This is a genomic window from Sphingopyxis sp. (assembly GCF_041916015.1).
Taxonomy (GTDB): Bacteria; Pseudomonadota; Alphaproteobacteria; order Sphingomonadales; family Sphingomonadaceae; genus Sphingopyxis.
In genome coordinates, this window is the sequence record NZ_JAYSAH010000103.1 from 20,847 (window position 1) to 32,353 (window position 11,507).

Annotated in this window: 11 protein-coding genes; 3 read left to right on the forward strand and 8 right to left on the reverse strand. The window is 64.9% G+C overall.

Annotation, left to right across the window (positions count from 1 at the left end; translation table 11 throughout):
* Positions 1 to 95: 95 nt before the first annotated feature.
* Positions 96 to 512, reverse strand: coding sequence for a MerC domain-containing protein (locus ACE3SL_RS14930; RefSeq protein WP_374526511.1), 417 nt, complete (start codon positions 510 to 512; stop codon positions 96 to 98).
* A gap of 179 nt (positions 513 to 691) precedes the next feature.
* On the opposite strand from ACE3SL_RS14930, the gene thrS reads away from it, so the two are divergent.
* Together thrS and ACE3SL_RS14940 are read left to right on the forward strand one after the other, a co-directional pair.
* Positions 692 to 2,689, forward strand: coding sequence for a threonine--tRNA ligase (gene thrS / locus ACE3SL_RS14935; protein WP_374526524.1), 1,998 nt, complete (start codon positions 692 to 694; stop codon positions 2,687 to 2,689).
* Positions 2,686 to 3,447, forward strand: coding sequence for a sulfite exporter TauE/SafE family protein (locus ACE3SL_RS14940; RefSeq protein ID WP_374526512.1), 762 nt, complete (start codon positions 2,686 to 2,688; stop codon positions 3,445 to 3,447). The genes thrS and ACE3SL_RS14940 overlap by 4 nt, the downstream gene beginning before the upstream one ends.
* Here the strand turns inward: ACE3SL_RS14940 and ACE3SL_RS14945 are convergent.
* Positions 3,444 to 5,945: an ABC transporter permease gene (locus ACE3SL_RS14945; protein WP_374526513.1), complete on the reverse strand. Its 2,502-nt coding sequence runs from the start codon at positions 5,943 to 5,945 to the stop codon at positions 3,444 to 3,446. The genes ACE3SL_RS14940 and ACE3SL_RS14945 overlap by 4 nt on opposite strands.
* A gap of 3 nt (positions 5,946 to 5,948) precedes the next feature.
* Positions 5,949 to 6,650, reverse strand: a complete 702-nt coding sequence (locus ACE3SL_RS14950) for an ABC transporter ATP-binding protein (protein WP_374526514.1) — start codon at positions 6,648 to 6,650, stop codon at positions 5,949 to 5,951.
* Between the two features lie 17 nt (positions 6,651 to 6,667).
* Here ACE3SL_RS14950 and ACE3SL_RS14955 point away from each other — a divergent pair, with 17 nt between their 5' ends.
* A complete protein-coding gene (locus ACE3SL_RS14955) occupies positions 6,668 to 7,381 on the forward strand; it encodes an arylesterase (protein ID WP_374526515.1) in 714 nt (237 codons plus the stop codon).
* Positions 7,382 to 7,386: 5 nt separating this feature from the next.
* On the opposite strand, the gene ACE3SL_RS14960 is transcribed toward ACE3SL_RS14955, so the two are convergent.
* The 5 genes from ACE3SL_RS14960 to ACE3SL_RS14980 form a co-directional block, all read right to left on the reverse strand.
* Positions 7,387 to 9,021, reverse strand: a complete 1,635-nt coding sequence (locus tag ACE3SL_RS14960) for a recombinase family protein (RefSeq protein WP_374526516.1) — start codon at positions 9,019 to 9,021, stop codon at positions 7,387 to 7,389.
* 83 nt (positions 9,022 to 9,104) lie between these two features.
* A complete protein-coding gene (locus ACE3SL_RS14965; RefSeq protein ID WP_374526517.1) occupies positions 9,105 to 9,302 on the reverse strand; it encodes a hypothetical protein in 198 nt (65 codons plus the stop codon).
* On the reverse strand, positions 9,299 to 9,526 hold the full coding sequence (locus ACE3SL_RS14970; protein ID WP_374526518.1) for a helix-turn-helix transcriptional regulator: 228 nt from the start codon (positions 9,524 to 9,526) through the stop codon (positions 9,299 to 9,301). The genes ACE3SL_RS14965 and ACE3SL_RS14970 overlap by 4 nt, the downstream gene beginning before the upstream one ends.
* Positions 9,527 to 9,782: 256 nt before the next feature.
* A complete protein-coding gene (locus ACE3SL_RS14975; protein WP_374526519.1) occupies positions 9,783 to 10,328 on the reverse strand; it encodes a hypothetical protein in 546 nt (181 codons plus the stop codon).
* A 23-nt stretch (positions 10,329 to 10,351) separates the two neighbouring features.
* Entirely contained in the window at positions 10,352 to 11,347 is a 996-nt protein-coding gene (locus ACE3SL_RS14980) for a hypothetical protein (protein WP_374526520.1), read from the reverse strand.
* Positions 11,348 to 11,507 lie beyond the last annotated feature (160 nt).

Genomic DNA, 11,507 nt, shown 5'->3' on the forward strand with positions numbered 1-11,507 from the left:
CGAGGAGCCGAAGGCGACGCGGCAATCCAGAGCAGGCGTAAACCGCTCTGGAGCGAAGGGTGCGGGCTGGTCGAGCGTGATCACAAGCAAGCCAGTCATATATGACGATGTTGCCACCGCCAGTTCGCGAGATGCGCCGCAGCAAGCGTGAGGGCGCCCGCCGACGTGAGCCAGCGGTCGGCAGCCTCGCGGTCGGCGATTGCCAGCCAGCCCTCATGGGCGGCAAGGCCCGCTGCCAGCAGGCCGAGCCCGACGAGGGCGAGCAGGGCCGGCGCGGCGCGGCGATGCCGCCGCCACCCGCTGCTCATCGCAATCGACGCCGCGGGCAGCGCGAGCAGCAGGATGACCGCATGCATGCTCTCGGGCAGCGCGATCCAATGGCCCAGCGCGGGCGCGAGCAGGATGAGCAGCGGCAGCGCGAGACAGTGGACGAGACAGGTCAGCGACAGGCCGACCCCCATCAGATCGGCAGGACTGGAGCGCAGGCGCAGGCGGGGGGCCGGAAGGCACATGGTCTCTCTTTCGCGAAGGGGATGTCCCGGCTCACATAATGATACAATGTATCATTGCAACCCCGATTGCGAATCCGCCCCTTGCCGCCCATATCGCATGCTGGCAAAGGGGCGCAGTTTTGGCGCATTTTTCGGGCGCCGACCCACATGCCAGAAAGGCCGATTTTTCGATGTCCCAGATGATCCGCGTCACCCTTCCCGATGGCTCTGCCCGTGAAGTCGCGCGCGGGACTACTCCGGCCGAGATCGCGGCGGACATCGGCCCCGGTCTCGCCAAGGCCGCACTCGCTGCGAAGATCGACGGCGAACTGCGCGACATCATGCGCCCGCTGGAGGAGGACACGAACCTCGCGCTGGTGACGAGCCGCGACGAGGCCGACGCGCTCGAACTCGTGCGCCACGACTATGCGCATGTGTTGGCCGAGGCGGTGCAGAATCTGTTTCCGGGCACGCAGATCACCTTCGGCCCCTCGACGAACGACGGCTTCTATTACGACTTCGCGCCGACCGCCGAACATGGCGCGTTCCGCGACGACGAACTGCCGCTGATCGAGGAAGAGATGCGCAAGATCATCGCCGCCGACCTTCCGCTCACGAGAGAAGTCTGGGAGCGCGACAAGCTGATCGCCAAGTGGCAGGCGGAGGGTGAAACCTTCAAGGCCGAATGGGCGGCCGAACTGCCGCAGGGCGAGGAGCTGACCGTCTATCGTTCGGGTGACGGCTGGATGGACATGTGCCGCGGGCCGCACCTCGCCTCGACGGGCAAGCTCGATCCGGCGGCGTTCAAGCTGACGCGCGTGTCGGGCGCCTACTGGCGCGGCGACCAGAAGAATGCGCAGCTCAGCCGCATTTACGGCACCGGCTGGCTCAATAAGAAGCAGCTCGCCGAACATCTCGTGCGCCTCGAGGAAGCCGCGAAGCGCGACCATCGCAAGATCGGGCGCGAGATGGACCTGTTCCACCTGCAGGAAGAAGCGCACGGCAGCGTCTTCTGGCACCCCAAGGGCTATCGCATCTACCGCGAGCTCGAGGCCTATATGCGGCGCGCGATCGACGGCGCCGCCTATCAGGAGGTCAAGACCCCGCAGGTGATGGACGCGCGCCAGTGGGAGCAGTCGGGCCACTGGGGCAAGTATCGCGAAAATATGTTCGTTATCCCCGACGAGGTGCCGAATATCGAGGACGACGGCCCGCTGGTGTCCGACGATGCCGAGTGGATGGCGCTCAAGCCGATGAACTGCCCCGCGCACGTCCTGATCTTCCGTCAGGGGATCAAGTCGTACCGCGACCTGCCGCTGCGCATGGCCGAAATGGGTTGCTGCCACCGCAACGAACCGCATGGCGCGCTGCACGGCATCATGCGCGTCCGCCAGTTCACGCAGGACGACGGCCATATCTTCTGCCGCGAAGACCAGATCGTCGAGGAAGTCCGGTCCTTCTGCGAGCTGCTCGACCGCGTCTACAAGCAGCTCGGCTTCGAAAAATATGCGGTGAAGCTCGCGCTGCGCCCCGAGATGCGCTTCGGCACCGAAGAGATGTGGGACAAGGCCGAGCAGGAATTGCGCGAGGCGGTCGAGCGCGCGGGCATGGCGAATGACGATTATGGCTGGGAGGAACTGCCGGGCGAGGGGGCCTTCTACGCCCCCAAGCTCGAATTCCACCTGACCGACGCGATCGGGCGGACGTGGCAGTGCGGGACGATCCAGTCCGACCGCGTGATGCCCGAACGCCTTGATGCGTCTTACGTCGGCGAGGATGGCGAACGCCACCGCCCGGTGATGCTCCACCGCGCGATCCTCGGCACCTATGAGCGCTTCATCGGCATTTTGATCGAGCATTTTGCCGGCCGCTTCCCGACCTGGCTCGCGCCGGTGCAGGCGGTGGTTGCGACGATCGTCTCCGACGCCGACGATTATGCGAAGGACGCGGTCGAACGGCTCACCGCGGCGGGCGTCCGCGTCGAGGCCGATCTCCGCAACGAGAAGATCAACTACAAGGTCCGCGAGCACAGTCTCCAGAAGGTTCCCTATCTGCTCGTCGTCGGCAAGCGCGAGGCGGAAGAGGGCACCGTCGCGATCCGCACCCTCGGCCAGGACGGCCAGCGCATCCTGCCGCTCGCCGATGCGATCGCGATGCTCAGGGGCGAGGCGACGCCGCCGGATTTGCGCACCGTTTGACCGGCCAACACGCGATCCTCGGCCTCGCGCCGCTGACCTTTGCGGGCGCGGCGGCGATGACCTTCGGCGCCGCTTATGTGCGCGGGCTGACCGGCTTCGGCATGGCGATCATCCTCGTCCCGCTGCTCGGGCTGATCATTCCGCCGGGGCAGGCGGTCGTCCTCGGTATATTGCTGCAACTGTTGATCGGGCCGGTCGGAATCCGTCTTATCGCCGCCGATGCCGACCGGGCGACCGCGATCCCGATCGCCTTGCTCGCGATGGTGACGACACCCGTCGGGATGATCGCGCTGAAGGCAACGACCCCCGATATCGCTCGCCTGCTCATCACTCTCGTCGCAGTCGGCGCGTTTGTCGCGGTGTTGCTCCCCAAACAGCCCGAGGGGCATCGTCCCGGCCGCGCCGCGGTGGCGGGAACGGGAATCGCTTCGGGCATCCTCACCGGCTTCGCGGCGATGCCGGGGCCGCCGGTCGTGCCCTTCTATCTCCGCCGCCACCTCGAGCCGAAGGTCGCGCGCGCGTCGATGCTGCTCATCTTTTTCGCGACCGCGATCGCGGGCACCGCCGCCGCGCTCTGGGTCGGCATCGCGACGGAAAAGCTCTTCCTGCTCGCGCTCTTGCTGTTCGTGCCGATGTGGCTCGGCAATCATTTCGGCGCGCGCCATTTCGGCCGCGTCCCGCCGCATGTATGGCAAGCAATGGTCGCGGTCGTGCTCGGCGTTGCGGCGGTATCGGCGGTGGTCCGCCTGCTGAGCTAAAGGTCGCGCAGTGCCTGCGCCGGTTTCGCCGAGAGCAGCGGCCAGCTTCCCGCGATCCCGATCAGGAACGACAGACCCGCGCCGCCGATCAACGTCAGCGCGACGATGACCGGATCGGGCGCGAAGCGGAAGTCGAAGAGCTGCGTCACGACATACCACGCGCCGGCAAGGCCGAGGCCCAGCGCCAACAAGGCAAGGATGCCAGCGAGCACGGCATATTCCATCGCCTGCGCGCCGAGGATTTGCCCTCGCGTCGCGCCGAGCAGCTTCAGGATCACGCTATCATAGACGCGCCGTTCGCGGCTCGCGGCAATCGCGCCGATCAATACCGCGATGCCGGCAAGGATCGCGATGCTCGCGGCCGCCGCGATCGCCTGGCTCATCTGGGTGAGCAGTGTCGTCACCTGCGACACGACATCGCGCACCTCGATCAGCGAAGCCGACGGGAAGGCGCGGGGGATGCTGCGCGCGAGCCCGGCTTCGGCCTTCGGCGGCACCGCGACCGTCGCGACCATATTGTGCGGCGCCGCGTCGAAGGTGCCGGGCGAGAAGACGAGCACATAGTTCAGCCCGAAATTGTCCCACTCGACGGTGCGGAAGGACGCCACTTTGGCTTGCACCTCGACCCCCAGCACATTGACCGACAGCGTATCGCCGAGCTTCAGGCCCAGCGACGCCGCGACCTCCTGCTCGACGCTGACCAGCGGCGGTCCCTTGTAATCGGCGGGCCACCATGCGCCGCCGACCAGCGTGCTGCCCTTCGGCAGGACGGGGCTATAGGTCAGCCCGCGGTCGCCGCGCAGCACCCACGCGCCTTCGGGCAGCTCGGCGAGCTCATCGACGCGCTGCCCGCGAAATTCGGTCACGCTGCCGCGCAGCGCGGGGATCATGTTGATCTCGGCATCGGGCGCGGCCCGGGTCACTATCGCCCGGAATTTCGAGGCGTCGCCGCGCGGAATGTCGAGCACGAAGAAGCTCGGCGCGCGCTGCGGCACCGTGCGCGCGATCTCGGCGGTGATACTCGTCTGGATCGCCGCGAGAGTGACGAACAATGTCAGCCCGAGCCCGAGCGCGACCACCAGCGCCCCCGTCGCCGCGCCCGGCCGGTGCAGGTTGGCGAGCGCGAGACGCAGCAGCGGGCGCTTCGGCCGCGGCGCGCGGCTCGCCGCGGTCCGCACCAGCCAGCCGAGCCCGACGAGAACCAGCAGCAAGCCGACCGCCGCGCCGATGAACGACAGCGCGAACAGCGGATCGCGCGCGGTGCCGACTGCGAGCGCGACGATCGCCGCCAGCGCCGCGCCGACAGCGATCATCGTCTGCCGGTCGATCCGCGCGCCACCGTCAACCGTCGCGCGATACAGCCCCGCCGCCGGAACATGCCGCGTCGCCGCGAGCGGGGGCAGGGCAAAGGCGATCGCGATCAGCAGGCCATAGGCCGCGCTGACGATCAGCGGCAGCGGATAGAGCGCGAAGCCGGGTTTCACCGGCAGCACGTCGCCCGCGATCCAGCCGATCAGGCTCGGCGCCAGCGCTCCGGCCACCAGCCCCGCACCGATCGACGCCGCGGCGACCGCCAATATCTGCAAGCCGTAAATCCGCAGCACCGCCGCGCTGTCGGCGCCGAGCACCTTCAGCGTCGCGAGGCCCGGACGCTTGCCCGCGAGATAGCTCGCAACGCCGTTGCCGACGCCGATCCCGGCGATCACCAGCGCCGCCAACCCCACGAGCGACAGAAATTGCCCCATCCGCTCGATGAAGCGCCGCGTTCCAGGCGCGCCGTTGCTGCGGTCGGTGACCTTCCAGCCCGCGTCGGGAAATTCCCCGGTCAGCCGTTTGCCGGCGGCCGTGGGGTCGGTGCCGGCCGGCAGGCGAATGCGATATTTGCTCTCGTAAAGGCTGCCGGGCTGGATCAGCCGCGTTGCGGGCATATCTTGAAGGCCGATGATCGCGACCGGGCCGAGCGCGAAGCCTTCGCCCAGCCGGTCGGGTTCCTCGGCGATAATGCCGTCGATCCGGAACGCCTTTTCGCCGAACTTGACGTCACCGCCGACTTTCAGGTCGAGCCGCGAAGCGAGGTCCTTGCCGATCCATATCCCGCCCGCGGGGGGCGGGCCTGCGCGGACGCCGCTTTCCAGCCGCATCGAGCCATAGAGCGGATAGGCGCCATCGACCGCCTTCAACTCGGACAGCAGGGCATCGCCGCCCGGCGCGTTCGCCATCGCGCGCAGGCGCACGGTCGCCGAGGTTCTTCCGGCCCCGCGGAACCCGGCCATTTCCTCGGGCGTCGCCTCGCGCTGCGGCAGGCTGAATTCGACATCTCCGCCGAGGATCGTCTGCCCGCGCCGTTCGAGTTCGGAGGTGATCCCGCTCGTCAGGCTGCCGATAGCCGCGAGCGTCGCGACGCCGAGGAACAGGCACACAGCGAGCAGGCGGAGTCCCCGAATGCGCGTCGCAAGATCGCGCCGCGCGATCCGCCAGAGCGTGGCGAGCGGAAGCACCTCCTAAGCCGCCCGTTCCTCGATCCGCCCGTCGTGCATCACGACGACGCGGTCGCAATGCTCCGCCAGTTCCGGATCGTGGGTGATGATCAGCAAGGTCGCGCCGAGCGCGGCGCGGCGCGCAAAGATCAGCTCGATGATCGACTGCCCCGTCGCGGTGTCGAGGTTGCCTGTCGGCTCGTCGGCGAAGATGATCGCCGGGCCGCTCGCCATCGCGCGCGCGATCGCGACGCGCTGCTGCTCGCCGCCCGAAAGCTGTGCCGGATAATGGGTCAGGCGGTGGCCGAGCCCGACGGCTTCGAGCTCGGCGCGCGCCTTGCCGAACGGATCGTCGATGCCCGCGAGTTCCAGCGGCACCGCGACATTCTCCAGCGCGGTCATCGTCGGCAGCAGATGAAAAGCCTGCAGCACGATGCCGATCCGGCCGCGCCGGGCGCGCGCGAGATCATCCTCGTCCATCGCGCCGAAATCGAGCCCCGCGACCCTGATCGTCCCGCCGCCCGCGCTCTCGAGCCCGGCAAGCACCGCCATCAGCGAGCTTTTCCCCGACCCGGAGGGGCCGAGCAGCGCGACCGACGTGCCCGCTTCGACCTCCAGATCGACCCCGCGCAAAATTTCGACAGGGGCCTTGTCGCTCCCGAGCGTGAGCGTCACATTATGGGCGGCGATCGCCGGTTCGGGCGAAGGTCGGGATGTGTCGGGCAAGAAGGGACCCTTTGGAAATGAAAACGGCCGGATGGCGTTCTGCCTTGATATATGGTTGCGTGATCGCGCTTTGCCAACCGCTCGCCGCCTGCGGTTCTGCGGAGGCGCCTGCGGCTTCGACGAAAGACAAAAGTGCCGCAAAGCCGGCCGCTGCGATCCCGGCCAACGCCCCCCTGATTATCGCCTTCGGTGACAGCCTCTACGCCGGATATCAGCTCGGCCCGAAGGAGGGACTTGCGCCGCAGTTGCAGGCCGCGCTCGCCGATGACGGCATCATCGCACGCGTCCAGAATGCAGGGGTTTCGGGCGACACCACCGCGGCGGGGCGCCAGCGGCTGACCTATGTGCTCGACAATGCGAAGACGAAGCCCGCGCTGGTCGTGCTCGGGCTCGGCGGCAACGACATGCTGCGCGGGATCGACGCCGCCCAGACGCGCGCCAATCTCGACGCGATGCTCGGCGAACTCAGGAAGCGCAAAATTCCGGTGGTCCTCACCGGCATGGTTGCGGCGCCGAACATGGGCCCGGACTATGCCAAGGCCTTCAACCCCATTTATCCCGAACTCGCCGCCAAATATGGCGCGAGCCTCTATCCCTTCATTCTCGACAATGTCGTCGGGAAGCCCGATCTGATGCTCGGCGATCATATCCATCCCAATGCCCGGGGCGTGAAGATCGTGGTCGAGGGGCTGGCCCCGCTGGTCGAGGACGCGCTGCCCGACTCTCGCTAACTTCGTCATTCCCGCGAACCCGGGGCCACCGATGTTATAACTCGGTTGGCCTCGGGTTGCGGGGTGTCGTTAGCGAAGTCGAGAATACCCATCAGCGAGCCGTGGAGGGTGGCATGGACTTCGCCGCGCTTCTCGCCAGGATGCAAGACGATCTTGCCAACGAGCGACCGAATATCGCTTGAGGCATCGAGATGCGTTTCGGGGTCTTTGAGCGTGTCGGTGAGCGCCGCGACCTTGCGCTTGTAGATTTCGGCAATGCCGGGATGGATATCGGGGATGCCTTGCGGCGCCTTGGCAAGCCGCGCAATGACTTCGGATCGCTCGCCTTCGAGTTCCGCCATTCGAGCCTTCATGTTCGGCTGGTACAAGCCGTCCTCGATCGCGGCCATGATGCCCGAGACGGCCTTGTCTATCTTCGCCAGTGCGCGCTTGTCGGCATCGGATTGAATGCGCTGTTCGCGGTTCTCGCGGTTGATATGCGCCGCGTAGGCCGTCACGGCGGCCTCGATCTTGTCGACCGATACGAGCCGGTCGGCAATGCCAGCCAGCGCGCGGCGCTCCAGGTCGGCGCGCCTGATCGTCCGACTGTTCGAACAGGTGCGGCCTCGATGATGACCGACGCAGCCATAGCGGTCGCCGACGACCACTGCATAGGTCCCACCGCATTTGCCGCATTCGAGTAGGCCCGAAAGCAGATAGGCTGGGCGCCGTGTATTCAGCAGCGCACGGGCCTGCGCCGCTTCCTTGATCCCGGTATGACGCTCGGCAAGCGCCGCTTGCTGGCGTTTGGCCGCTTGCCACATCTCATCGCTGACGATGCGAAGATCAGGCACCTCGTTCCTGATCCATTCGGACTCGGGGTTGAAGCGGGTAACGCGCTTGCCGCTAGTGGGGTCGGTGACATAATGTTTGTGGTTCCAGACGCGGACACCGACGTACATCTCGTTGTTGATGATCCCGGTGCCGCGCCGAACGTCGCCGCGGATGCTGGTATCGCGCCACGCAAGCCCCTTCGGGCCGGGAATGCCATCGCCGTTGAGGTCGCGTGCGATGGCAAGCGGGCTCTTGCCGTCCGCGAACTCGCGGAAGACGCGCTCGACGATTAATGCCTGCATCGGATCGATCTCGCGTTCGCCGCGCACCAACTCGCCTTCGCTAGTCAGACGCCGAACCACTCGATAGCCATAGCCGACCGCCCCAGCGGAGAAGCCCTTCTCAACCCGCCCACGCAGCCCGCGATGCGTCTTCTTGGCAAGGTCTTTGAGGAAGAGCGCGTTCATCGTGCCCTTTAGTCCGACATGAAGCTCAGAGATTTCTCCCTCGGCGAGCGTGACGAGTGGAACGCGCGCGAACTGGAGATGCTTGTAGAGCGTCGCGACATCGGCCTGATCGCGCGACACTCGATCGAGTGCTTCGGCGACGACGATATCGAACTTGCCCGCCTGCGCGTCGGCAAGCAGCCTCTGGATGCCGGGACGCAGAATCATGCTCGCGCCCGAGACGGCGGCATCCTCATAAGAGCCTACTAGCTGCCAGCCCTCGCGCTCGGCGCGCTCGCGGCAGATGCGCTGCTGATCGGCGATCGACGCCGAACTCTGCTGATCGGAGGAGTAGCGGGCATAGAGCGCGGCGCGGATCATCGTGTCTTCCTTTCAAGCGGCGGGACATCGACCCGCACGGCTGATAAGACAGTGTCGGCCCCTATGGCCCTAGCGTCAACGCCTTAGCGGTTTGGGTTTGTCCCATTTGACTCATTGTCGTTGGCGGCTTTGGTGGCCCGGATATGTTCGCGCGCGATATGCCGCCCGATCACCTCGGCGATGCGCGAAAGCGCCGCGTCAATAGCTATAGGATCGGGCGCGATTTCATTGTCGTTCGCAGGGGTGACGGGCCGCGAGCGCGGCGTCTCGTCCTTCTTCATACCGGCCCCGTGCCGGAAGGCCGGTTATCATTGTCGGCGCGGTAGCCCGCCGGATCGGCAATCCAGCGATCGACGGCGGATTCATGCCAGCCCGCGCCGTGGACGCTGATCGACAGTTGGCGCGGGAATGTCCCGTCCGCGATCTTGCGATAGAGGGTCGAACGAGACAGGCCGGTCCGGGCAAGGACGGTCTTGAGGCGGATGATCTTCTCGCGGACATACATGCAGCGTGCTCCATCATATGACGGTTGATGAAAGCCCCTGGGCAAGAGAATTGGCGATGATTAAAACGCGTGCAAGAGCGCTCAAAACGGCGGCTGTTTGTCGGTGCGGCTTATGTCGTCCGCTGGCGTCCCCTGACGTTCTATGGCGATGATTGGCAGGATGCAGATTTTTTCCCATGCCGTCCCGAGAAAGACATGAGCTTGAGACTGTCAGGGGCAAGCTGACCCAATAACGTGGCTTTAACGCGAATCGCAGTCAGTTTCCTTTGCCCGTCAGTTCGTCCAACCGCACCGATTTTCCGAAATCGGGATGGGTTGCAAACATCTGCTGGCCCGATCCCGCTGCAGGCGCCTTTTCCAACGTCTTACGTCGCGCTTCCTCGACCGCAATCTTGTGGCGTACAATGAGGGAGCGGCGAAGGACCGCCGGAATTTGCCCCACACGCGACAATATGATCGCGGAAAATACGACCACCGTCGCCTGACCTGATCGAGGCAGTATTTGAGTGGTCAGATATGGCACTTTTGTAAACAGCTCTCCGGGAGGCGTGGCGAGTGCGACCAATGCGGCGACAACGACCGCCACACATCCAAAAAGGAGCAGCAACCCGTCCATGGCGGCGTGCAGCTCGCTTTCCAGTTCGTCGAGCGCCATAACTGATCGGCCGCTCGCGGTCATGCTGTTGATCAGTAGGGACACAGTGGGGAGAATGCTGGCGGAGACCAAACCTAGGAATGTCACCAGCATCCGGCCAGCATCCGCCGTGATTGCACCGGGCGCCAGCACCAGCCCGGCGACCAACGCCGCCGGAAGAAGCCACCGTTCTATCCTTCGAAGTTGCAATCTATTTTCCCGGCCACGGCCCAATCACGAAGGGCGTTCGTAATCTGTTCCATAGCATCCGCCGGGTCCAAAAGCGAGCCGGCCGTTCGGATATCGCGCTGAACCGACATCTTCACAATGCCGCCACGCTCCGAGCCATCGCCACGCAGGCCTAGGTCTGCGGGGTCAATATTGCGAAGGGCCTCGTTAATTGTCGCACGGGAAATGGGCTTCCGGCGCCGGCGCTCTTTGATGAATACCTTGAAAAATCCTTCGACCCATCCGTCGTCAGGTATTTCGGCTCCCAAGCTGTCGATCGCTTCTTCCGACCAACCGAGCATCCGCAGAATGTCGAAGACGGTCGCTTGTTCATGTTCACGCGCCTCCGCCGCTTCACGTTGTTCGACGCGCGGCTCAATAGGACGCTCTTTGCGCTCGCCCTGCCGATTGGTGGCGGCAGCCGATACCTGGATTTCGCTTGATTCCGATAATTCCTTTCCATCCCCGGCAATAAACTTGCCGTTGAGGATGATGGCTTGGCCAGGCTCAATCTCCTCAGCGCGTTGAAGCAGCGCGGTGAGATAGCGTTCCAGCGTGCGTCCGCGGACCTGCTGCCCTTCGATCAACCCGACATGATTTCCGACTGCGACGAAATATAGCGCACCTTTCAGGACACGAACCGCTTCCCCGACGTTGAGATTCTGCACGACATATTCAGCCGTGTCTTCTTCAAGCGACTGCAAAACGGCATGCACATCGGTTCCGGCTTGAAGTTGTATCAGTTGGCCTGCGAACACGGGGCTATCCCAAGTTGCGGGGTCTGAGAGCTTGTTCAGAATAACATAGCTCTGATCTTGATCGAGGTCGATAATGCGGGTTTTGGCGTTATCCGCCCAGCCCCGACGCCTGAGTACATCCACTACCATGGCCTTCAGGTCGGCATCCGGCCAAAGTCCGTCGAGTTTGAGTTGACGATACTGGATTGTCGCTTTTGTCATTTTCCCTCCCGAATGAAATGTAGGGTCAGGACCCATTGATTTGCGGTAGCGATTATGATTCAGGCGACCACGAAGGAGCCTGAATTTGAGCGATTTATTCTGGCTGACGGACGAGCAGATGGCGCGTCTCCAGCCCTATTTTCCAAAGAGCCATGGCCGC